The following is a 22,167-nucleotide window of genomic DNA, read 5'->3' on the forward strand; positions in this document are numbered from 1 at the left end:
CATACAGCGTTAGACCTGGCGCGGATTATAATGAGCAATAGCGCCATTGCCTATGGATGGATGTAACATTTTTTTAAAATAAGACGAGTTTCAACAACAGAAACGTTCAGAGACGCCTTTTCTCCGTTTACCTACTGCAGCGTAAAGTGCACAGTGGCCACCTGCCCGGCTTCATCCATTACCAGAAGTTGATACTCCCCGGCCTGTTCCAGTTTTAAGGTATAGGTCCGCCCTTGCGCATTGAGCGGTTCACCGTTTAAAAACCACCAGCGCTGCCCCGTACTACCGCTAACCTGTAGCGGCAGCGACACGCGCGGCTCGCCCGGAAGACGCTTAACAACCGCCCCCTCCTGAATACCGGAAAGAATTAACGGCACCGGATCGTCCTGACTCAACGGCGGGCACTGCGTCGATGACGGCGGAATACGCTCCGCCCGCCGCTCTGTTCCCGGCAGCCACGGCTCCAGCGCCAGCGGCCAGACGTCGACTGTTTTCTGCCTCGCCTGCGGGCAATCTGCCGCGACCCGTTTACCGGCGCTATCCAGCCACAGAGGGAAGCGGATCCCTCGCATCCCCTCCTGCTCGGGCAGTAAAAGCGTAGGCGGCTGGCTGCCATCGAGCAGCCAGGTTGCCAGACGTCGACGGCAGTTATCATCCCCATCGGGCAATGCCTGGCCTCCAGGCCAGCAGATGACCCCGCGCCCCACAGACGCAGGACGCGGGTCGCGTGGGAGTCGCGCTTCATCCACCACCGAGTGCGACAGCAGCAAATTGTTCACCTGGTTAAGCAGCGGTACCGCGCTGGCATAGCCAAACTGCCCCGCCACCGGCGTACCGTCCGGCCGACCGGTCCAGATGCCGATGACATAACGGGCATTAACACCGATAGCCCAGGCATCGCGATAGCCATAGCTGGTGCCGGTCTTAACCGCCAGCGGCACCACCTGAGGCAACGCGCTATCTGGCAAAGGCTGGGCCTGGTTAGCCAGTATTCGACGAATGATCCACGCCGCCCCCGGCGTCATTAACGGGCGTTCAACCAGCGGATCGCCGGGTAACAGACGCAGTCGCGCGGCATTTCCATGCCGGGCAAAAGCACTGTAGGCGGCGACAATATCCTGCAGGCGTGCCCCCGCCCCGCCCAGAATCAGCGCCAGATTGGGCTGGGCTCCGGCGGGCAAGATGAGCGGTAAGCCGACGTTACGTAGCTTCCCGGCAAATTTTTTCGGTCCGTAGGCTTCCAGCACCTGTACCGCAGGGAGATTCAGCGAGCGTAGCAGCGCCTCGCTCATACTGATTGGGCCATGGAATCCGCTATCGAAATTGCCAGGCCGATAATCGCCGGTGCGGCGAGGAACGTCCTGTAGCAGCGAGGCCGGATGGATCAGTCCGTCGTCCATCGCCAGGCCATAAACGAAGGGCTTCAGCACCGATCCCGGGGATCGGATTGCGCTCACCATATCCACATGACTGAAGCGACTGTCATCGTTAATGTCTACCGATCCCACCCAGCCGCGCACTTTCATCGTGGCGTGATCGACAACGATCATTGCCAGCGAGCTACGCGGCGGCAGGCGCCCTTTCCAGTTCATTGCCAGCTCTTCAAGCTGGCGCTGCAAGGCGGCATCCAGCGTGGTGACAATTTTATCGTCGCGGCTTTTGCCCAGCATCATTCGCGAGAACAACGGCGCCAGCTGCGGCATCTGACGCGGCGCCAGCCACACCGGCTCTTCACGGGATTCCCGCACCTGCTTCGCGCTCCACACCCCCTGGGTTTCCATCCGCGCCAGCACTTTGTTGCGCGCCGCTTCGGCGCGCCCGGGCCAGCGGTCAGGACGCAGACGGCTCGGCGCCTGCGGCAATACTGCCAGCAACGCCGCCTCGGAGTAGCTGAGCTGTGCCGGTGATTTGCCCAGGTAGGCCCAGCTTGCAGCCCCTACCCCCTGCAATGTGCCGCCAAAGGGGGCGCGATTGAGGTAGAGCGTCAGGATATCGCGCTTTGACAGGTGCCACTCCAGCTGCAGGGCGCGCCAGAGTTGACGAATTTTGCCGCCAAAGGTGCGGGGATGTGGATCGAGAAGGCGCGCGACCTGCATGGTCAGGGTGCTCCCTCCGGAAACCACTCTGCCAGAGGTGAGATCTTGCCAGGCGGCACGCAGAACGGAAAAGGGGTTAACGCCCGGATGATCCCAGAACCAGCGATCTTCGTACTGGATCAGCGCTTCAAGATAGCGGGGAGAGACCTCTTCTATTGTGACCGGATAGCGCCAGATCCCTTCACTGTCGGCAAAGCGCCAGAGCGGCGTGCCCTGTTCGTCCACAACAACCCGCGCGGGATTAACCTCTTTTAACGGTAGCGGCCACAGGCGATCGGCGGCAACAACCAGCCCCCATATCAGCAGAATCGCCCCCGCCAGCCACAGCCAGCGGGAGCGCAATGGTGAAAGAACCGGCACGTTATGGGGCTACAGTCAGCGGGCCACTTGCCGCACCCGTTGCCCGCCACTGGGGAACGTACATCGATTCAACCATGGGGACCGGCACCTGATAGGTCCCCGGCGTCACGGCACGTGCCAGGTAGAACAGCGTGACGGGCTGACCTTCATTCACCGGTACTGCGGCCACAAAACGGTCATCGCGAAACTCCATGTGCTGGATATCCGCCTGCTGCATCTGGTTTAGCAGATTTTGCACTTCGCTACCGCTCTCCTGCAGGCTGGCGCTGCTGCTGGCCAGATTCTGATTTTCCAGCTCAAGACCGGCAGGGAGCAGATCAACCACCAGCGCATCCGGTACGTTCTGGCTGGCCTGCACCTCGAGCCAGACCAGTACCAGCTCACCGCTCTTCAGGGTAGAGAGATCTTTGCTGCTGCCATCGGTGGCCAGAATGTGGCGCTCGATTTTCAGCACCTTCGAGGAAGGCTGCGGCGCACGCTGTGGATAGCCGCTACTGTCGAGACGTACCCACAGCGGACTGGTGCCACTGTTAGTCACCTGCAGCGCAGCCAGCCGATCGCCATCGACATTGGTTACCTGCGGTTTGTCACCGTGCGCCGGCTCTTCTGCCAGGCTGGTGGTGGCCTGCCACGCACCAGAGAGCGTTTGTTGCGCGCGTCCGGCGAGGAACAGGGCATTACTCTCCTGGGTTGATAGCCAGCGCTGGCTGAATGCCTGCTGTACCAGGGCATTCAGCAGGGTGTTTTGTGCCTGCGGTAACAGAGAATTTTCCTGCAACAGCGCGAGCATCATGGCGTTATCACGCAGCTGACTGCCGTAATCCGCGATCCAGTTTTGCGACTCGATACGCGGGGTTTGCAGCGCAGCTTCCAGCGCCTGCTGGCTTCGTGGCGCATCTCCCATCATCTTCAACGCGATGCCTAACTGCATCAGCGGCAGACCCGATTTTGCCTGCGCATGCTTTTCCCATATTTCACGCAGCGCACCCAGCGGGGCTTTTTGCTGACGCGCCAGCACCAGCGCGGCATAAGCCTGCACCGCGAACTTACTGGCCTGGGTATCGTTACTGTAGCGAATAGAGATCATGCCCGGGTCCTGCAGATAACGCAGCAGACGGTTGTTAGCACTGTTTAGCGCCTCTGCCGGCACGCTGTAGCCCTGCTCGCCCGCCCGTACCAGGAAGTCAGTCACGTAGGCCGTCAGCCAGTACTCTTCCGGGCCGTTTTTATCCCAGAGCGCAAAACCGCCGTCATCCCGCTGCATCTGTAACAGACGCGAGATGACTACATCAATCGCACCACGACGTTTTTCATCGGTGTCACCTTTGATACCCAGCGCAGCCAGCTGCGCGGCGTTGGTGTAGATCGACGGGAAGAGTCCACTGGTAGTCTGCTCCAGGCAGCCATAAGGATAGGCCTGCAGTTCACGGATATAACGCGCGAGGTTGAGCGGCGGTTTGCCGCTCAGCATCAGTTGCCCCTGCAACGTAGCAGGCGAGAAACCGGCAAGGTGTTGCCCTGGCGCAATCCAGCTCTCCCCCGGGTTGAGCATCGTACCCGAGTTAACCGTCTGTGCCGGGAAGGCCGAACGCACGCCGATTTTCCAGTTTTTACTCAACGGCGCGAAGGTTTCGCCGGGAAGCGACAGGCCATTGACCTGGGCCACTACCTCTCCGTCGCCATATCCCTCCAGCGCACGCACCGGGATGAATAGGGTGCTACGTGCACCGGGCGCCAGTTTTACGGGCTGCGGTTGCCCCCCTTCCAGCGCCAGTTTGCCGTGAACCGTTAACGCCACGTTCAGCGTCTGCGGCCGATCGGTCAGGTTAGTGAGATCCAGCGTCAGCCGCGAAATATCGCCGCTGGCGAGGAAGCGTGGAGTGTTGAGCTCAGCGATGACCGGTGCCGCGACCACGACCTTACTTTCGCCGCTGCCAAAGTCGTCGTCGGTCCAGGCTTGTGCCATCAGACGAAGCTCACCGTTAAAATCGCCGATCGGCATCGTAATGGTGCCTTCGCCGTTAGCATCCAGCTCAACCGGCTGCGCCTGCTGGGCGATGATGGTCACGTGATTAACAGGCGGTTTGCCGCCACGTTTGAGCTCATCGCCATCGCCGCCGAAGCGCAGGGAGGCCAGACGCCCCCGCCCCTCTATGACCTGGCCGTAGATGTCGTAAATATCGGCGCCGTAACGCTTCTGCCCAAAGAAGGCCTGCCAGGGATCCGGCGTGACATAGTCGGTAATGTTTAGCACGCCGCTGTCCACCGCCGAGAGCAGGACATTCACTTTCTGCGGCACCGCCCCCTCTTTAACGCTGGCTTTCACCTTCACCGTCACCGTCTGGTCAGGACGCATTTTTGGCGGGTTTTCCAGCGAAAGATTCAGACGACGGTTTTCATCCCCCATCGGCAAGTGCAGCAGGCCGACGGCGCGTTTTGGCGTGGCAGATTTAGACTTATCGCCGGGACGTACCACCAGCGTACTGAGGTAGAGGTCGTGGCGTTTCCAGGCTTTATCGACAGGAATAGAGAGCTCCAGCCCGTCGGCCGGAACATTGATCTCTTTCCACCATAGCGGCCCTTCGCTGGATTCGATCATCGCATAGCCTTTCCCGGCAGCCGGGGCGGCAATATGCAGCTTGATGGTATCGCCAGGCTGGTAAGCCGGTTTGTCTATCTTCAACGTAACGCGATCCGGGCGCGCCGCGCCGCTGCCTTCACTGTTATCTTGCCAGCTATAACCGGCCCAGAAACGGACGCTGCTGACGGTGTCGTTTGGCGCTTTTACTTCCAGACGATATGATCCCCACTCCACCGGGAAGCTCACTTTACCGGTCTCATCGGCCTTCAGATCCAGCGCCTGCTCCGCTTCGATCAGATCTTTTTGATCGTACTGGGACTGCCAGCCTTCGCTCTCTGACCAGTTCCAGAAGTAGTCACGACGCTCGCGGATAAGGCGAACCTGCAGACCTGAAACTGCTTTTTTGGCGCCGCTGGCATCGGTGTAAACAATATCGAAACCGGCCTGGCTATTTTCGTCCACGATGGGCTGCGTCACGGTGGTGTCGGTGCGGTAGTCATAGACCGCTTTGCTGGCGAACTGCGGGCGAATCCCCGCCAGCGTGTCCGCCGGCCAGATAGCCTGTTCAGCGCGACGTGTCACCGGGCGGCCACCGGACTCCAGCAGGCTGGCCTGCAAAATGAGCTGCAGCGGTGAGTGCGTCTCTTTCCACTGGCTCTCCGCGCTGACCTGCCCGCGCCCCTCGTCATTTAACGTGAGTTGAACTTCATCCAGACTGCGGCTCAGGTTCTCTTCAGCGATATCGCCAAACTGGAATCCCGGCAGTGCCGCGACCGCCTCACGCAGCGGGCGCAGGAACAGCTGCCCCTGTAGACTATTGCCGTTTGCGGGCGCGCCATACAGGTAATACCCGTTCACGTCGAAGCTGACATTGTCCTGCGGTTTAACAGGCGCTTTTTGCCCGCTGATATTCAGCGCCATCCGCTCCGGCATAAAGTCTTCGACGTGGAAATCCCACATCTGCTTTTGATTATCGCCGGTGCTGGCGCGGATGTGCCACATCCCGGTCTGTGCGCCGCTATCCAGCGCATAATTAAAGCGATAGAGGCCATTTTCCGGCTGGCTCACGACGGTTCGCGCCACCTGTCCATCCGGGCGTAATACTTCCAGTTTTACCGGCTGGTCAGGCAAGGGTTTTCCATCACTGTCGCGCAGTAAGCCATTAAGAATTACCGTTTCTCCCGGCCGGTAGAGGTCACGCGGGCCAAACATAAAGAACTGTTTGCTAAAACCTGGCGCACCGGCAATAGCGAATTCGGCGAGGTCGAGTGCGGGCAGATTGAGGTCGAGAAGCGTGGTTTGCCCCTCTTTACGCGCCAGAATAAGCGCCGCTTCTTTATCCGTTTGCAGCACAGCGTGACCATCGCCGTCGCTGGCGGCCTGAGCCAGCGTCTGGCCTTTGTCGTTGAGCAGCACGACATCAACGCCGGCCTGCGCGCCACCGTTTTCAATGCTCTGGGTAAAGATATCCAGCCGGTTGTGGTAGCGGTGAACCGACAGGCCAATATCGCTGAGGGTAAAGAGCGTGGCGGCATTGCTGTAATTGTAATGCCCCGCCTGGTTCATTACCGCCAGGTAAACACCGGCCTGCTGCAGCGGTGCGATATCACGCAGCGGTAACAGCAGTTTTTCACGGGTGTTACGCGCCGGGTTGAGGTCGAAGCGGCCGGTATAGACCAGCTCCGCCATTTTAAGCAAATTGTCGGATTCCCAGTTGGTCAGGGAGTTACGGTATTCCCACTGGCTGACAAATGCCGTCAGCGACTCCGGTTTCACCCGATAGAAATTGACGTCAACGTTGCTGACGTTCAGCGCCATGACCGGCAGCCCCTCTACCACCTTGCCCGGTAGCAGCGAGCCGCGGCTGGCAAAGCCGACGGTAGGCTCGATATCGCGCGTGGTTATCGCTTTTTCGTAGTCGCTATCGAAGGTAGCTTTATTCAGTGCCAGCAGGCCACGCTCAACGGTCACCACCAGATTGCGGTTGGGCTCCAGATGACGTAAACGGACCTCTTTCAGATTTGGCGCCAGTTCCCATGCGCCATCCACCTTGCCGCTTTTCTTGTCCACGACGTGGAGGGTTTTTGCGAAATCCTGGGAAGGATCGAGCGGCACCGAGAAGGTGAGCACCAGCGTCGATGCGCCGTCGAGCTGAATTTCCGACGCATCCAGCAGCGTCAGCGGCTTGCCCTGACTCTGTTCCGCCAGTTTTTGCAGCGTGGCGTCGTCGGGTTTAGTCGCAGCCTTCGGTTCAGCAGGCGTTGCCGCAGCGGTTGCCGGCGCTTCTGCATGGGGTTTCTCGGTGTTGTCATCACAGCCGGCAAGCGTAAAGGCTGTCAGCAGCGCTATGGACAGCGCGGCGAGGCGAAACGGTTTCATCCTGCATCCCTGGCCTGAGAGGCCTGTTGGTCGTCGTCGGGTTAAGTATTATCCGCAAGTTTCATTAATACAAAAGCCCATTTTGAGGGGGCTGGAAAGCGCCTCGCAAAATGGTATAGGGAACAGCATCCACCCTGTTATACCGATCACAACCTGCATGGTTACATGTTACCTTTTAGGTCATTTGTTTTTAAAACAATAAGATAGCTGGCTAAGCTCCGTTAGCGCCTGCTAGTTTTATGCCTAAGACGCACCCCGAGTGCGCGGTTCAATAAGAGAGATAGCCATGAAACGAGCCGTGAACGCCCTACAAAATTTCGGAAAATCATTGTACGGACCGGTACTTATCCTGCCGATCGTTGGTCTGTTTATCGCCTTTGGTAACGTGCTGGGTAATGGCGCGCTTGCCGATTACCTGCCGTTTCTTGGGCATCCGTTGGTGCAGAGCCTTGGGCAGTTAATCGCCAGGTCTGCCGTTTCGGTGTTAGTAAACCTGGCGCTGGTATTCGCTGTGGGGATCCCTATCGGCCTGGCGACACGCGATAAAGGTTACGCGGCCCTGATCGGCCTGGTGACCTTTGTGGTCTTTATCAACGCCATGAACGTGACCCTGCAGTTACAAGGCGCGCTTGCCCCTGCCGATCAGATGAAAGCTGCCGGGCAGGCGATGGTACTCGGGGTACAAGTCCTGGAGATGGGCGTTTTCGCCGGGATCCTGACCGGCGCGCTGTCGGGCTACCTCTACAACAAATATTCCGGGGTACAGTTTAACGGGGCGATGGCCATCTACTCCGGTCACTGCTTCGTCGCTATCGTGATGCTGCCCGTCTCAATGCTGCTGGGCGTGGTGATGAGTGAGCTCTGGCCGTTCGCCCAGCATGGTATTAGCGCAATGGCGCTGGCCATTAAAGGGGCAGGCCCGTTTGGGGTGGCGGTGTATGGCTTCCTTGAACGTATCCTGGTGCCGACTGGTCTTCACCATCTGGTCTATACCCCGTTCCTCTATACCGAACTGGGCGGTACCCAGGAGGTATGCGGCACCACCTACCAGGGCGCGCGCAACATCTACTTTGCCGAAATGGCCTGTCCGGGCGTGAAGCAACTGAGCAGTACGGTGGTCTGGGATGCGCGCGGTATCAGCAAAATGTTTGGCCTGCCTGCAGCGGCGCTAGCGATGTACATGACCGCGAAGCCTGAGCGTAAAGCTGCGGCAAAAGCGATTCTGATCCCGGCAGCCCTCACCTCCCTTCTGGTGGGCGTGACCGAACCTATCGAGTTCTCCTTCCTGTTCGTCGCCCCGCTGCTGTTCGTGGTGCATGCGGTACTGACCGGGATTGGCATGATGCTCTTCTCCCTGTTTGGCGTTCACGCCATCGGTGCGAACGGCATTATCGATTTCATTCTTTATAACCTGCCGCTGGGCACCGAGAAGTCCAACTGGCCGATGTACATTTTGGTCGGGCTCATCATGTTTGCTCTCTACTTTGTGATTTTCCGCTTCCTGATTGTTCACTTCAACATGAAGACGCCGGGTCGGGAAGATGACGAGCAAGAGACCCGTCTCTATAGCAAGCAGGAGTATCAGGCGAAAGGCAATAACGACGGTCTGGGTGAATCCATTGTGATTGGCCTGGGCGGGCGCGAAAACATTGAAGTGGTGGATAACTGCTACACCCGCCTGCGCGTCACGGTAAAAGACGTGGCGATCATCGACGAGCCGCGACTGAAAGCGACGGGTGCGAAAGGCATTATCAAACAAGGTAACAATGTTCAGGTGGTCTACGGGCTGCATGTCAAAAAAATGCGAGAAGCCGTTGAGACGTTTCTCTGAAAGGAGCTAAAGATGTTTAAACCCCCATTCATTCTCTCTATCGCCGGCGGTGGCAGTACCTATACGCCGGGTATTGTGAAAAGCCTGATGGTGCGCCTGCAGGATTTCCCGCTGGCGGAGATTCGCCTCTACGACATCGATGAAGCACGCCAGAACACCATTGCGCCGGTGGTCGAGAAGGTGATTCGTGACCATAGCCAGAGCATCAAATTTACGGTCACCACCGACCCGGAAGTCGCCTTTAGCGGCGCCCACTTCATCTTCGCCCAGATGCGCGTTGGGCAGTATAAGATGCGCGAGCAGGATGAGAAGATCCCGCTGCGCCACGGCGTGGTTGGCCAGGAGACCTGTGGACCAGGCGGGCTGGCGTATGGCTTGCGTACGATCCTGCCGATGGTAGAGCTGATCGATTTGGTAGAGCGCCACGCCCACGAGAAAGCCTGGATCGTCAACTACTCTAACCCGGCGGCGATCGTCGCCGAAGGTGTACGTCGTCTTCGTCCTAACGCGCGGGTGCTGAATATCTGCGATATGCCGGTAGCGGCTATGCGCAATATGGGAGCGATTCTGGGCGTTGATCGTCATAAGCTGGAGGTGGACTATTTTGGTCTGAACCATTTCGGCTGGTTTACCCGCGTGCTGGTAGATGGCGAAGACAGACTGCCAGAGCTGCGTCGCCATATCGCTAAATTTGGCCTGCTAACGGAAGATGCCGCCAAAACCGACCCGCAACACTCAGATCCGTCATGGGTGAAGACCTGGCGCAACATTAAGCCAATTATGGATAACTTCCCCGAGTATTTGCCAAACCCGTATTTGCAGTATTACCTGATGCCGAACCAGATCGTCGAGCATCAAAATCCAGAGTACACGCGCGCTAACGAAGTGATGAACGGTCGTGAGAAAAAACTGTTTGCCGCCGCCGAAGAGTATCAACGTACCGGGATTTTGCCCGATGCGTTTCACGTGGGGGTGCACGGTGAGTTTATCGTTGATGTGGCCCGCTCGCTGGCGTTTAACCTGCGTCAGCGCCATCTGGTGATGGTGGAAAACCAGGGAGCGATTACCAACTTGCCGTACGATGCCGTGGTGGAAGTGCCCGCTTATATCACCTCTGAAGGGCCAGAGCCGATCCGCGTGGGGCAGGTTCCCCTGTTCCATCAGACGCTGTTGCAGCAGCAGCTCGCTTCGGAGCAGCTACTGGTGGAAGCGACCATCGAAGGCAGCTACGAAAAAGCGCTGCAGGCATTTACCCTGAACCGCACCGTGCCCACCATGGAGCACGCGAAAGCGATTCTGGATGAGATGATTGAAGCGAATCGTGAGTACTGGCCAGCGCTGCAAAAAGCCTGGCGGGATGGCGAAGCAGTGAAATAATACGGGCTTGCTCGCGAGTTGAACGTGGTTTGCTTGTCGGTGTCAGAAAAAACACCGACAATCCTCTTTTACGGAAAAGAACGGAGGCAACCCATGTCCACCTCATATTTTGTCGCCGCCGACTGGCTGATTGAGCACAGCGACGACCCGGAAATCCAGATCCTCGACGCGCGAATGGCCCCTGCAGGGCAGGAGCATCTCCGCGATATGACCGCTGAATACCGCGCCGGGCATCTGCCGGGGGCGGTATTTTTCGATATTGAAGCCTTATCCGATCACACCTCATCACTGCCACATATGCTTATCCGCCCGGAGGCGTTTTCCGTCGCAATGCGCGAGCTGGGCATCAGTCGCGACAAGCATCTGGTGATCTACGACGAGGGTAATCTCTTCTCCGCGCCGCGTGCCTGGTGGATGCTGAAAAATTACGGCGTTGAAAAAGTCTCTATTCTGGCGGGCGGGCTTGCGGGCTGGCAGCGGGATGAACTGCCGCTGCAGCAGGGCGACGTGACGCTGCCGGAAGGGGAGTTTGACGCAACCTTTGACCCGCATGTCGTAAAACGTCTGACCGACGTGCTGGTCGTCAGCCATGAAAAAACGGCGCAAATCGTCGATGCCCGCCCTGCCCCACGCTTCAATGCCGAAGCGGACGAGCCGCGGGCTGGCCTGAAGCGTGGCCATATTCCCGGCGCGCTAAACGTGCCCTGGGGCGATTTAGTGTTTGAAGGGGAGCTGAAAACCACCGACGAACTGCAGGCTATCTTTGAGCGTCAGGGTGTGGATCTGCACAAACCCATTGTTGCCAGCTGCGGCTCTGGCGTCACCGCCTGCGTGGTGATTCTTGCCCTTGCTACCCTCGGTAAAACCGACGTCACGCTCTACGACGGCGCCTGGAGCGAATGGGGTGCACGGGACGATCTGCCGATTGAACCGGCTCACTAATGGATAATCGTCTGGCGACGCTTCTCACGCGCGGGGAGTCACTGACCCGCGCGGAATACCGTGTACTTTCCCATCTGACGGAGCATCCGCTGCTGGTCGGCAACATTACGGTACGCGAGCTCGCGCAGGCGACATTCGTTTCGACCGCCACAATCATGCGGCTTTGCCAGAAGCTGGGGTTCAGCGGGTTTAGCGAATTTATCTGGCACTGTAAGCAACTGCTGTCTGATACCCCGCATATTGCCACTGAGGCCAGAGCCTCCAGCGACGTGCCCGAACTCTTCCATCGGTTTATTGCCAACTATCAGCAGACATTGCAATGGGCGACGGTGGAGAAGCGTCAGCGCTTCCGCGCACTGCTTAGCGAGAAAGAGAGCTTTTTTCTGTACGGTGCCGGGTTTTCTTATCTGTTTGCCGAGTACCTGACCAAAAAACTGCAGGTATTGGGAAAAACGGCGTTTATCTCGGGGCCGGGCGACAGCCGGAATATCTTCCTCAGTAATGCCGCCCGCTATCAGGTCTTTATCGCCGTCTCGCGCAGCGGCGAAACGGAACAGGTGCTGGATAAAGCGCGGATTGCGCAGAACGTGGGGATGGTCGTGGTGGCCTTTACGCGCGCCTCGGCAAATACGCTGGCGGGCATGGCCGATCTGCATTTCGCCCTGTATGACGAAGCTGTGCACTTTGCCGCCGAGGCCGCCGGTGTCACCTCGTTTGAGTCGAATCTGGTGTTGCTGATGGATTTACTGCTGCTGGAAGCAACGGGGTGAAAAACCACCCCGTCTTCATCAAATGATACGGGTCGTTTTGAGATCGCGAAGGAACCCGCCCCAGCGACGCTCATAAAAGGGTGTGATGTGCTCGGTAATAAAGTGGCTAATGCCCTTCTCGCCTTTCAACACCTGACAGATATCAATAGGTTCATCGCCTGGCAGCGTGTCGGTCGCCACACTGCCCGCCGCCTGGATAATCTCGTCGATATCGCCGTCTGCCTCAATGCCAATCAACAGCACTGGCTGCTCGTCGGCTCGCTCTTTGATGGAGCAGAGAAACGCGCGTCTGACGGGCTTCAGGGTTTTAAACAGCGTGGTTAAAGAGTCAATCATCTGCGCCGGCGGCTCGGCCACTTCTGAGAGCAGCAGCGTTTCGCCCCCTTCCAGCACCTCCTGCGTGCTGAGCGGGTTGCCTTCTTCACCCATCAGATGACTGATTTCGCGTGGGGTAAACTCTTTCCCGGTCGGCAATTTGGCGTTCAGGAACAACGTCTGGCCCAGGGTCATCTCAAAAAGGGTACGTACGGGCATGACCACAAACGCCTGTTCGTCTTCCACCGCTGTCTGTAGGGCTTCAAGAGAAGTAAAGAACGGGATCACCGACGTGCCGTCGTCTTTCTCCCAGTGCAGCAGATCCAGCGCGCTGTCTTCAACAACTTGCTCACCTTCCGCCGCGGTACCGGGCACCCAGACGGTAGACTCCAGCAGCGTGCGGAAAAATGCCGGACGGTGGGCGGGCTCGGTCGCCGCCTGCTCCAGCAGGGTTTCTAATTCGTTTTTGGTTTCGGACATAATTATTCCAGATGGTGCATTCGCCCCCTCACCCCGGCCCTCTCCCTCAAGAGAGGGGGAGTAAACCATCCCCTCTCCTCCATGGGAGAGGGTTAGGGTGAAGCGGTAACAGTTACTCTGCCGTCAGCAGGTTTGCAATGGTACGCACGCCCAGCCCGGTTGCCCCTGCGGACCACTGTTCAACCGCCGCTTTGCGGTAGGTCGCAGAGCAATCGATGTGCAGCCAGCCTTCGCGGTAGTTTTCAACAAAGTGGGACAGGAAACCTGCCGCCGTGCTTGCTCCCGCCGGGTAGGCGGCGCTGGCAGTGTTGTTCAGCTCGGCAAAGTTAGAGGGCAACTGGCTGCGGTGGAACTCGGCCAGCGGCAGACGCCAGAAGGGTTCGTTTTCTTCGGCAGCACTCGCCAGTACGCGAGCCGCCAGCTTGTCGTCGAAGCTGAACAGCGCGTGGTAGTCATTACCCAACGCGGTTTTCGCGGCTCCGGTCAGGGTCGCCATATCGATAATCAGCTCAGGTTTCTGGGCAGAGGCATCGATCAGGCCATCGGCCAGCACCAGACGGCCTTCGGCGTCGGTGTTCATCACCTCCACATTTTTACCGTTGCGGTAGCGAATAATGTCGCCCAGCTTAAAGGCATTGCCGCTAACCATGTTATCCGCGCAGCACAGGTACAGCTTCACACGCTTATTCAGACCACGGGTAATGGCGAAAGCCAGCGCACCGGTAATGGTGGCCGCGCCGCCCATATCGGACTTCATGGAGTCCATAAAGGCGCTCTGCTTCAGGCTGTAACCACCGGTATCGAAGGTGATGCCTTTACCGACCAGGCAGGCAAATACGGGCGCTTCTTTATCACCGGTTGGGTTGTAGTCCAGCGCCAGCAGCACCGGCGGACGCTCAGAGCCGCGGCCCACGGTGTGGATGCCCATATAGTTCTGCTCGCGCAGATCTTCACCTTTGGTGATGCGGTAAGACATGTTGTCCCCCGCCACGCCGCAGAGCAGGTCAACGGCACGCTGCGCCAGCTGCTCAGGACCGAGCTCTTCCGCCGGCGCGTTGATGGTGTCACGTACCCAGTCAATAATGGTCAGACGGCTTTCCAGCTCTTTCTGTCCGGCTTCGTCGAGGTTCGCCCACTCGATTTTACGGGTGCCTTTCGGCCCTTTATATCCGGCCCAGAATGCCCAGCTACGATCGATATCCCAGCCTTCACCCGCTAAAGAGACATGTTTAATGCCAAGACCGTCGATTTTACGTGCTGCGCGTTGAATCAGACCGGCGTCATCCTGGCCCGTCAGGTGCAGGGTAATACCGTCGTTATTGATACTGTAAGTGGCTTTTTCGCCCCAGCGCGCGTCGGCTGGCTGATGCGAAATCGTAATCTTCATCGCTTCGGTCATTTTATTTATCCTTATTAGCAAACGGGCCGCCTGAAGGCAGCCCGTAATGTGATTTAGCTAGCCTCATCTAACCAGACTAACAGAATCGCCTCCAGAATTTTTTCATTGGATGCGTTAGGATCATCGTCAAAATCCTCCAAATCGCAAATCCACTGGTGCATATCGGTGAATCGTACGGTCCTGGGATCAAGATCCGGGTTCGCGTCATAAAGCGCTTCGCCGATTTCACGGCTGTCTGTCCACTTCAGTCCCATATCAATGCTCGCGTGCGTGGTTAATGGTGTAACGCGGGAATTCGACCACCAGATCTTCATCGGTGACGCGCGCCTGGCAGCTTAAACGGCTGTCTGGCTCCAGACCCCATGCTTTATCCAGCATGTCATCTTCGTCTTCGGTGCTTTCGGCGAGCGAGTCAAAACCTTCACGTACGACGCAGTGGCAGGTTGTGCAGGCACAGGATTTTTCACAGGCGTGTTCAACTTCAATACCGTTACGCAGGGCAACGTCAAGGATGGTTTCGCCGGTCTCAGCTTCCAGAACTGCGCCATCCGGACAGAGGTCCGCATGAGGCAGAAAAACAATCTTTGGCATATTAAACCTCGTCCACGGAGTGGCCTTTCAGCGCGACACGGACCGACTGATCCATACGGCGAGCGGCAAACTCCTGGGTTTGTTTATCAACGTTTTTAATCGCTTGTTCTATGGCGTCAGCGTCATTACCTTCTGCTACCGCATGCAGTTGTACGATGGCATCGTCAATGGCCTGACGTTCTGCGGCGCTTAGCAGCGCGGCATCGGCAGTGAGCGCACCGGTCAGGCTTTCCAGCACACGTGCGGCTTCAACTTTCTGTTCAGCCAGCATACGCGCCTTCACGTCCTGTTCGGCAAAGCTCATTGAGTCCTGAATCATGGAGGCGATTTCGCCCTCGGTCAGCCCGTAAGACGGCTTAACCTGGATGGAGGATTCGACACCCGTGGATTTTTCCATCGCCGTCACGCTCAGCAGGCCATCGGCATCCACCTGGAAGGTGACACGAATATGTGCCCCTCCCGCTGGCAGCGCCGGGATCCCGCGCAGCGCAAAGCGCGCCAGCGAGCGGCAATCCTGTACCAGCTCACGTTCACCCTGCATCACGTGAATAGACATGGCGGTCTGGCCATCTTTAAAGGTGGTGAACTCCTGCGCACGCGCCACCGGAATGGTGGTATTACGCGGGATCACTTTCTCCACCAGGCCACCCATGGTTTCGAGCCCCAAAGAGAGCGGGATCACATCCAGCAACAGCATTTCGCTGTCCGGTTTGTTCCCCACCAGAATATCCGCCTGAATTGCCGCCCCGATAGCGACCACTTTGTCCGGGTCGATAGAGGTCAGTGGCGTACGGCCAAAGAACTCACCCACGCGCTCGCGCACCAGCGGTACGCGGGTTGAACCGCCCACCATGACCACTTCCAGTACGTCCTGCGCCTCTACGCCAGCATCTTTCAATGCGCGACGGCAGGCCAGCAGCGTGCGTTTAACCAGGGAGGCGATCAGGTCATTAAACTGGTCACGGGTGATCTCCCCCTTCCAGCCAGCGACCTCAACGGTGACGCTTTGCGCATCGCTGAGGGCAATTTTGGCCGCAATCGCCGCATCCAGCAGTTCACGCTGTACGCGTGCGTCGCTGCGATCGTCAATCCCCGCCTGCAGGCGGATGAAATCTGCCAGCAGGTGGTCGAAGTCATCTCCGCCCAGGGCTGAATCACCACCGGTGGCCAACACTTCGAATACACCGCGGCTCAGGCGCAAAATAGAGATATCAAAGGTTCCACCGCCAAGATCGAAGACGGCAATGACCCCTTCCTGACCGGAGTCGAGGCCGTAGGCAATGGCGGCGGCGGTTGGTTCATTGAGCAGACGCAGAACATGCAGGCCCGCCAGACGCGCGGCGTCTTTGGTGCCTTGACGTTGTGCATCGTCAAAATAGGCCGGAACGGTGATCACTACGCCATCCAGTTCGCCCTGCAGCGAGTCAGTGGCGCGCGCGGCCAGCGCTTTAAGAATGTCTGCAGAGACACGAATCGGGTTGAGCAAACCGGCAGCGGTGGCAATCATCGGCAGACCGTTCTCACTCGCCTGCAGCTGATACGGCAGATGCGGGTAACGGGTCTGGATGTCGGCCAGGGAACGGCCCATCATGCGCTTCACAGAGCTAATGGTATTAGCCGGATCTTTGGCAGCATTAGCACGCGCGTGGTAACCGACCGTGTGACCCTGTTGCTGGTAGTGGACCACCGACGGCAACAGGTGCTGGCCCTGTTCATCTGCCAGCGTACTGGCCTCGCCGCTACGCACGGTTGCCACCAGCGAGTTGGTGGTGCCTAAATCAATGCCCACCGCCAGACGACGCTGGTGCGGCGCAGCACTTAAACCGGGCTCACTAATTTGTAATAAGGCCATAATTGCTTCCGAAATTAAAAATCGAGCAGCTTTTCTTCGAGTTGTTCAGCACTGCTTCGCAGTTTATCGAGAAAACGGAGTTTGCGTACCGTGTCGGCCGCTACGTCCCACGTCTCATTGTTCAACTGCTCCACCATCTGCTGATGGCGGGTATCAAACATGCCCTTCACGCGGGTGATAAAACGTTCCAGACGCGCTTCGTCTTTGGCTTGTTCAATCTCATCCAGCTCTTCGCGCAGTTCCAGCTGTTCCATCAGGAACGCGGTATCACGTACGGTATGCTGTTCACTCGCCAGGTCGAAACCGTGGAGGGAGAGCAGATACTCAGCGCGGGTCAGAGGATGACGCAGCGTCTGCCAGGCCTGATTGATGGTGGCAGAGTGTGAAACGGCAGCCAACTGTTCTGACTGCGTCCCACTCGCGAATTTATCCGGATGATACTGGCGCTGCAGATCCTGAAAGCGGGTCGTTAAAGCCGGGATATCGATCGGGTATTGAGCGGGTAGTCCGAAGAGTGTGAAGTAATCCATAACAATCTCAGGGGTAGCCTGTTAGAACAAACCCCACGCGCAGGTAACTGCGGTGGGGTTATTCGGGTGACGCACAATCAAACGTGGAAGCTTTCGCCGCAGCCGCACTCATCTTTTACGTTCGGGTTGGTGAATTTAAACCCTTCGTTCAGACCTTCTTTAACAAAGTCCAGCTGAGTGCCGTTGAGGAACTGTAGGCTTTTGCCATCGACCACCACCTTCACGCCCTTGTCTTCAAACACGGTATCGTCAGACGCCGGTTCATCAACGAACTCCAGGACGTACGCCATGCCAGAGCAGCCGGAAGTCCGCACGCCCAGGCGCAGGCCAAAACCTTTACCACGGTTTGCCAGGAAGGCGCTTACGCGCGCGGCAGCGCTGTCGCTAAGGGTAATCGACATAACAACCTCAACTAATTATTTTGCTTCACGTTTACTTTTGTAATCCGCAATAGCGGCTTTGATCGCGTCTTCTGCCAGGATAGAGCAGTGAATTTTCACCGGCGGCAGTTCGAGTTCATCGGCGATATCGGTGTTTTTAATCGCCTGCGCTTCGTCCAGAGACTTGCCTTTCACCCATTCGGTGACCAGCGAGCTGGAGGCAATGGCGGAACCGCAGCCGTAAGTCTTGAAGCGCGCGTCTTCAATGATACCTTCATTGTTAACTTTGATCTGCAGCTTCATGACGTCGCCACACGCCGGTGCGCCAACCATGCCGCTACCTACGTTGTCGTCGCTGTTGTCGAAAGAGCCAACGTTGCGTGGGTTCTCGTAATGATCAATAACTTTTTCGCTGTATGCCATGATTGAATTCTCCTTATAAACCGATTAGTGATGTGACCATTCAATGCTGTTCAGATCCACGCCTTCTTTGAACATTTCCCACAGAGGAGAAAGCTCACGCAGACGGCCAATGGAGTTGCGAACCAGCTTGATGGTGTAGTCAATCTCTTCATCGGTAGTAAAACGACCTAAAGAGAAACGAATGGAGCTGTGTGCCAGCTCGTCGGTCATGCCCAGCGCGCGCAGCACGTAGGATGGCTCGAGGCTTGCAGAAGTACAGGCAGAACCGGAAGAGACCGCCAGATCTTTCAGCGCCATGATCAGCGATTCGCCTTCAACGTAGTTAAAGCTGACGTTGAGGATGTTTGGCGCGCCCTGCTCAAGATCGCCGTTCAGATACACTTCTTCCATATCTTTCACGCCATCCCACAGACGGTTACGCAGCGTACGCAGGCGTGCCATCTCGGTTTCCATCTCTTCTTTGGCGATACGATACGCTTCGCCCATGCCCACGATCTGGTGAACAGGCAGAGTACCGGAACGCATGCCGCGCTCGTGACCGCCGCCGTGCATCTGGGATTCGATACGGATACGCGGTTTACGACGCACATACAGCGCGCCAATGCCTTTCGGGCCATAGATTTTGTGGCCGGAGAAGGACATCAGATCCACTTTCAGCTGGCTCAGGTCGATAGGCAGTTTGCCCACGCTCTGGGTTGCATCCACGTGGTAGATAATACCGCGTGCACGGCACAGTTCGCCGATGGTGGCGATATCCTGAACCACGCCAATTTCGTTGTTTACGTGCATGATGGAGACCAGAATGGTGTCATCACGCATTGCCGCTTCGAGCTCTTTCAGGTCGATGATACCGTTGCTCTGCGGGGCGAGGTAGGTCACTTCAAACCCTTCACGCTCCAGCTGACGGCAGGTATCCAGCACGGCTTTGTGCTCGGTTTTGCTGGTGATGATGTGCTTGCCTTTTTTCTGATAGAAGTTGGCCGCACCTTTAATCGCCAGGTTATCGGATTCGGTGGCACCGGAGGTGAAAACAATTTCACGCGGGTCAGCGCCAACCAGCTCAGCAATCTGATTACGGGCGATATCAACCGCCTCTTCAGCATGCCAGCCAAAACGGTGTGAACGGGAGGCAGGGTTACCAAAGTTTCCGTCCAGGGTCAGACACTGCATCATTTTCTCGGCAACACGCGGGTCCACCGGCGTGGTTGCGGAGTAATCGAGATAGATCGGTAATTTCATTGCTCTTTAAACTCCGTACATCGCTTCAATGCAAGGAATCAGGCTACCGGCTGGATGTACGACCGAGTACACGGGGCGAGTTAACGCCCCGGCCTGATTCTAAAATTCTTTATAATTTTTACCCTGACTATTTTGCGGGGCTGCAACGCACCGAAAACAGGCCAGGGAAACTACGCGCGCAGTTTAACGTCGATGGCGTCTTGCGTGCGGGTATTGCGCTGTGCTTCGTGATTATGCTGACGGTCAGAGACGTCCAGCACTTCCTGGTTGTTAACCAGTTCACCAATGGTGATGTTGTTCAGGAAGCCGGTCAGACGGTCGCTCAGGTCGCGCCACAGCGCGTGCGTCAGGCATTTATCACCACCCTGACAACCCCCTTTGCCCTGGCAGCGGGTCGCGTCAACGGACTCGTCCACTGCGCTAATGACTTCGCCAACCGCAATACTGCCTGCGTCTTTACCCAGTAAATAACCACCGCCAGGACCACGGACGCTGGAAACCAGGCCATTTTTACGCAGTCTTGAAAACAGCTGTTCCAGATAAGAGAGGGAAATTCCCTGACGTTCAGAAATATCAGCCAACGGTACCGGGCCCGCTTCGGAGTTGAGCGCAACGTCCAGCATCGCGGTCACGGCATAACGCCCTTTAGATGTCAGTCTCATGTCTTACTTAACCTCAAACTCGCCCCTGCCCGGGGTTTTTTATTGTAAAATGGGGTATTGCATAGCAGGGCCAAGTCTGACATTCCCGACTAAAATGGTCAACTATTTAGTTGACTGTTTTAGTCAGGTATTTAACCTTCTGTGCCGTATCATAAAAGTGCGACCTGATGCCCTCACCTCTCCCCTCTTCCAGGGGAAAAGGTAGAGAGTGGCGCTACTCTTTATTCTTCTGCTCTATCGACGCCAGAATGCCGCGCAGGATATTCAGCTCCTGGCTTTCCGGACGGGCGCGCGTAAACAGACGACGCAGCTTATTCATGACCTGACCCGGATGATCGGCGCGGATAAACCCGGTGCCCAGCAGCGTTTTTTCAAGGTGCCCATAGAACCGTTCCAGATCGTCCACCAGCGGGTATGGCGCCTCTTCCGGCTCGGCGACCGGCGCGTTTTCCTGGGTTGCCAGCCATGCCATACGCACTTCGTAAGCAATAACCTGTACCGCCATCGCCAGGTTCAGCGAGCTGTATTCCGGGTTCGCTGCAATGGCCACGTGATAATGGCACTTTTGCAACTCTTCGTTAGTCAGGCCGACGCGTTCACGGCCAAACACCAGCGCCACAGGGGCGTGCTGCCCTTCAGCAACGCTTTTCAGACCGCATTCGCGAGGGTCAAGCATTGGCCACGGCAGCGTGCGGGAGCGTGCACTGGTGCCAACAACCAGGCTGCAACCCGCCAGGGCTTCATCCAGGGTATCGACGATTTGCGCGTTACCGATGACATCGCTGGCACCCGCCGCGAGCGCAATGGCCTGTGAGTCGGGTTTGACCAGTGGGTTAACCAGCCAGAGGTTGGTTAAGCCCATGGTTTTCATCGCGCGGGCCACGGAGCCCATATTGCCGGTATGCGAGGTTTCGACCAGCACAATTCGAATATTTTGCAGCATAATTTTTCTGAGTATGAAGAATATTCGGCCATGCTACCATAAACGGAAGACATATTCCGAACTCGCTGCTATACTCTGCGCCGTTTTCGTATCCCCCGTTCTTTAACATCCAGTGAGAGTAACCGATGCAACATCCAATGTTGACCATCGCCGTGCGCGCAGCGCGCAAGGCGGGTAATGTAATTGCCAAGCACTACGAGACGCCAGATTCCGTAGAAACCAGCCAGAAAGGCAGCAATGATTTTGTGACCAACGTCGATAAAGCCGCAGAAGCGATGATTATCGAAACCATTCGCAAATCTTACCCGCAACACACCATCATCACCGAAGAAAGCGGTGAGCACGTGGGCGAAGATCAGGATGTTCAATGGATTATCGATCCGCTGGATGGCACCACCAACTTCGTAAAACGTCTGCCCCACTTTGCTGTTTCTATCGCCGTACGCATTAAAGGCCGTACTGAAGTCGCCGTGGTTTACGATCCAATGCGTAACGAACTCTTCACCGCGACCCGCGGCCAGGGCGCACAGCTGAACGGCTACCGTCTGCGCGGCAGCAACGCCCGCGATCTGGATGGCACCATTCTGGCGACCGGCTTCCCGTTCAAAGCGAAACAGCACGCTCCTGCCTATATGAAGGTACTGGGCAAACTCTTTACTGAATGTGCTGACTTCCGTCGCAGCGGTTCTGCAGCACTGGATCTGGCCTACGTTGCCGCAGCGCGCGTGGATGGCTATTTTGAAATTGGCCTTAAGCCATGGGACTTTGCCGCAGGCGAGCTGATTGCCCGTGAAGCCGGCGCGCTGGTGTGTGATTTCACCGGTGGTCATAACTACATGATGACGGGCAACCTGGTTGCCGGTAATCCGCGCGTCGTCAAAGCCATGCTGGCCAGCATGCGTGACGAACTGAGCGAAGCGCTGAAGCGCTAATCTCTGAGGGCGGGTGAGGTTCTCCTCACCCGCTACTGCCGTAAATCTCTCACGCGCTTAAGCCAACAGCGAATGCAGAGCACCG

General features: G+C 57.3%; 18 protein-coding genes. 5 read left to right on the forward strand and 13 right to left on the reverse strand.

What is annotated here, in order from left to right:
• Nucleotides 1-131: 131 nt before the first annotated feature.
• On the reverse strand, nucleotides 132-2,456 hold the full coding sequence (gene pbpC, locus JZ655_RS15350) for a peptidoglycan glycosyltransferase PbpC (protein WP_207292205.1): 2,325 nt from the start codon (nucleotides 2,454-2,456) through the stop codon (nucleotides 132-134).
• Between the two features lies 1 nt (nucleotide 2,457).
• The gene (locus tag JZ655_RS15355; RefSeq protein ID WP_207292206.1) at nucleotides 2,458-7,416 is read right to left on the reverse strand and encodes an alpha-2-macroglobulin family protein; all 4,959 of its coding nucleotides are present in this window, start codon (nucleotides 7,414-7,416) and stop codon (nucleotides 2,458-2,460) included.
• A 286-nt stretch (nucleotides 7,417-7,702) separates the two neighbouring features.
• Between JZ655_RS15355 and JZ655_RS15360 the strand changes: the two genes are divergently transcribed.
• The 4 genes from JZ655_RS15360 to JZ655_RS15375 all read left to right on the forward strand — a co-directional run bounded on the left by JZ655_RS15360 (nucleotide 7,703) and on the right by JZ655_RS15375 (nucleotide 12,336).
• Nucleotides 7,703-9,247, forward strand: coding sequence for a PTS transporter subunit EIIC (locus JZ655_RS15360; protein WP_207292207.1), 1,545 nt, complete (start codon nucleotides 7,703-7,705; stop codon nucleotides 9,245-9,247).
• A gap of 12 nt (nucleotides 9,248-9,259) precedes the next feature.
• On the forward strand, nucleotides 9,260-10,624 hold the full coding sequence (locus tag JZ655_RS15365; RefSeq protein WP_046884554.1) for a 6-phospho-alpha-glucosidase: 1,365 nt from the start codon (nucleotides 9,260-9,262) through the stop codon (nucleotides 10,622-10,624).
• A 93-nt stretch (nucleotides 10,625-10,717) separates the two neighbouring features.
• A complete protein-coding gene (sseA, locus tag JZ655_RS15370; protein WP_040074510.1) occupies nucleotides 10,718-11,566 on the forward strand; it encodes a 3-mercaptopyruvate sulfurtransferase in 849 nt (282 codons plus the stop codon).
• Nucleotides 11,566-12,336 carry a MurR/RpiR family transcriptional regulator gene (locus tag JZ655_RS15375; RefSeq protein ID WP_207292208.1) on the forward strand — a complete coding sequence of 257 codons (771 nt, stop codon included), beginning with the start codon at nucleotides 11,566-11,568 and terminating at the stop codon, nucleotides 12,334-12,336. The genes sseA and JZ655_RS15375 overlap by 1 nt, the downstream gene beginning before the upstream one ends.
• 18 nt (nucleotides 12,337-12,354) lie before the next feature.
• Here the strand turns inward: JZ655_RS15375 and sseB are convergent, their stop codons facing one another.
• The 11 genes from sseB to trmJ all read right to left on the reverse strand — a co-directional run bounded on the left by sseB (nucleotide 12,355) and on the right by trmJ (nucleotide 21,150).
• Nucleotides 12,355-13,131, reverse strand: coding sequence for an enhanced serine sensitivity protein SseB (gene sseB / locus JZ655_RS15380; RefSeq protein ID WP_207292209.1), 777 nt, complete (start codon nucleotides 13,129-13,131; stop codon nucleotides 12,355-12,357).
• A gap of 112 nt (nucleotides 13,132-13,243) precedes the next feature.
• Nucleotides 13,244-14,530: an aminopeptidase PepB gene (gene pepB / locus JZ655_RS15385; RefSeq protein WP_040074503.1), complete on the reverse strand. Its 1,287-nt coding sequence runs from the start codon at nucleotides 14,528-14,530 to the stop codon at nucleotides 13,244-13,246.
• Between the two features lie 53 nt (nucleotides 14,531-14,583).
• Nucleotides 14,584-14,784 (reverse strand): Fe-S cluster assembly protein IscX, encoded by a 201-nt coding sequence (gene iscX / locus JZ655_RS15390; protein WP_040074502.1) that lies wholly within the window; start codon nucleotides 14,782-14,784, stop codon nucleotides 14,584-14,586.
• A gap of 1 nt (nucleotide 14,785) precedes the next feature.
• Nucleotides 14,786-15,121, reverse strand: coding sequence for an ISC system 2Fe-2S type ferredoxin (fdx, locus tag JZ655_RS15395; RefSeq protein ID WP_040074501.1), 336 nt, complete (start codon nucleotides 15,119-15,121; stop codon nucleotides 14,786-14,788).
• Between the two features lies 1 nt (nucleotide 15,122).
• Entirely contained in the window at nucleotides 15,123-16,973 is a 1,851-nt protein-coding gene (gene hscA / locus JZ655_RS15400) for a Fe-S protein assembly chaperone HscA (RefSeq protein WP_207292210.1), read from the reverse strand.
• Between the two features lie 14 nt (nucleotides 16,974-16,987).
• Complete coding sequence (hscB, locus tag JZ655_RS15405) at nucleotides 16,988-17,503, reverse strand: co-chaperone HscB (protein ID WP_046884550.1); 516 nt, start codon at nucleotides 17,501-17,503, stop codon at nucleotides 16,988-16,990.
• 77 nt (nucleotides 17,504-17,580) lie between these two features.
• Entirely contained in the window at nucleotides 17,581-17,904 is a 324-nt protein-coding gene (iscA, locus tag JZ655_RS15410) for an iron-sulfur cluster assembly protein IscA (protein WP_040074497.1), read from the reverse strand.
• 15 nt (nucleotides 17,905-17,919) lie between these two features.
• Nucleotides 17,920-18,306: a Fe-S cluster assembly scaffold IscU gene (gene iscU, locus JZ655_RS15415; RefSeq protein WP_207292211.1), complete on the reverse strand. Its 387-nt coding sequence runs from the start codon at nucleotides 18,304-18,306 to the stop codon at nucleotides 17,920-17,922.
• Nucleotides 18,307-18,330: 24 nt separating this feature from the next.
• The gene (locus tag JZ655_RS15420) at nucleotides 18,331-19,545 is read right to left on the reverse strand and encodes an IscS subfamily cysteine desulfurase (protein WP_040074495.1); all 1,215 of its coding nucleotides are present in this window, start codon (nucleotides 19,543-19,545) and stop codon (nucleotides 18,331-18,333) included.
• Between the two features lie 170 nt (nucleotides 19,546-19,715).
• Nucleotides 19,716-20,207 carry a Fe-S cluster assembly transcriptional regulator IscR gene (gene iscR, locus JZ655_RS15425; RefSeq protein WP_040074494.1) on the reverse strand — a complete coding sequence of 164 codons (492 nt, stop codon included), beginning with the start codon at nucleotides 20,205-20,207 and terminating at the stop codon, nucleotides 19,716-19,718.
• Nucleotides 20,208-20,421: 214 nt separating this feature from the next.
• The gene (gene trmJ, locus JZ655_RS15430; RefSeq protein WP_040074493.1) at nucleotides 20,422-21,150 is read right to left on the reverse strand and encodes a tRNA (cytosine(32)/uridine(32)-2'-O)-methyltransferase TrmJ; all 729 of its coding nucleotides are present in this window, start codon (nucleotides 21,148-21,150) and stop codon (nucleotides 20,422-20,424) included.
• A gap of 125 nt (nucleotides 21,151-21,275) precedes the next feature.
• On the opposite strand from trmJ, the gene suhB reads away from it, so the two are divergent.
• A complete protein-coding gene (gene suhB, locus JZ655_RS15435) occupies nucleotides 21,276-22,082 on the forward strand; it encodes an inositol-1-monophosphatase (protein ID WP_172657805.1) in 807 nt (268 codons plus the stop codon).
• Nucleotides 22,083-22,167: the final 85 nt, after the last annotated feature.

Origin of the sequence: Leclercia pneumoniae (assembly GCF_017348915.1) — a bacterium.
In the GTDB taxonomy this organism is placed as follows: Bacteria; Pseudomonadota; Gammaproteobacteria; order Enterobacterales; family Enterobacteriaceae; genus Enterobacter; species Enterobacter pneumoniae.

What these genes read in the sequence shown, in the direction of transcription:
- hscA (WP_207292210.1), bottom strand. Translation starts at nt 16,973, where the DNA reads ATGGCCTTATTACAAATTAGTGAGCCCGGTTTAAGTGCTGCGCCGCAC.
- iscA (WP_040074497.1), bottom strand. Translation starts at nt 17,904, where the DNA reads ATGTCGATTACCCTTAGCGACAGCGCTGCCGCGCGCGTAAGCGCCTTC.
- hscB (WP_046884550.1), bottom strand. Translation starts at nt 17,503, where the DNA reads ATGGATTACTTCACACTCTTCGGACTACCCGCTCAATACCCGATCGAT.
- JZ655_RS15355 (WP_207292206.1), bottom strand. Translation starts at nt 7,416, where the DNA reads ATGAAACCGTTTCGCCTCGCCGCGCTGTCCATAGCGCTGCTGACAGCC.
- JZ655_RS15420 (WP_040074495.1), bottom strand. Translation starts at nt 19,545, where the DNA reads ATGAAATTACCGATCTATCTCGATTACTCCGCAACCACGCCGGTGGAC.
- fdx (WP_040074501.1), bottom strand. Translation starts at nt 15,121, where the DNA reads ATGCCAAAGATTGTTTTTCTGCCTCATGCGGACCTCTGTCCGGATGGC.
- trmJ (WP_040074493.1), bottom strand. Translation starts at nt 21,150, where the DNA reads ATGCTGCAAAATATTCGAATTGTGCTGGTCGAAACCTCGCATACCGGC.
- pepB (WP_040074503.1), bottom strand. Translation starts at nt 14,530, where the DNA reads ATGACCGAAGCGATGAAGATTACGATTTCGCATCAGCCAGCCGACGCG.
- sseB (WP_207292209.1), bottom strand. Translation starts at nt 13,131, where the DNA reads ATGTCCGAAACCAAAAACGAATTAGAAACCCTGCTGGAGCAGGCGGCG.
- JZ655_RS15375 (WP_207292208.1), top strand. Translation starts at nt 11,566, where the DNA reads ATGGATAATCGTCTGGCGACGCTTCTCACGCGCGGGGAGTCACTGACC.
- sseA (WP_040074510.1), top strand. Translation starts at nt 10,718, where the DNA reads ATGTCCACCTCATATTTTGTCGCCGCCGACTGGCTGATTGAGCACAGC.
- iscR (WP_040074494.1), bottom strand. Translation starts at nt 20,207, where the DNA reads ATGAGACTGACATCTAAAGGGCGTTATGCCGTGACCGCGATGCTGGAC.
- iscX (WP_040074502.1), bottom strand. Translation starts at nt 14,784, where the DNA reads ATGGGACTGAAGTGGACAGACAGCCGTGAAATCGGCGAAGCGCTTTAT.
- JZ655_RS15360 (WP_207292207.1), top strand. Translation starts at nt 7,703, where the DNA reads ATGAAACGAGCCGTGAACGCCCTACAAAATTTCGGAAAATCATTGTAC.
- suhB (WP_172657805.1), top strand. Translation starts at nt 21,276, where the DNA reads ATGCAACATCCAATGTTGACCATCGCCGTGCGCGCAGCGCGCAAGGCG.
- iscU (WP_207292211.1), bottom strand. Translation starts at nt 18,306, where the DNA reads ATGGCATACAGCGAAAAAGTTATTGATCATTACGAGAACCCACGCAAC.
- JZ655_RS15365 (WP_046884554.1), top strand. Translation starts at nt 9,260, where the DNA reads ATGTTTAAACCCCCATTCATTCTCTCTATCGCCGGCGGTGGCAGTACC.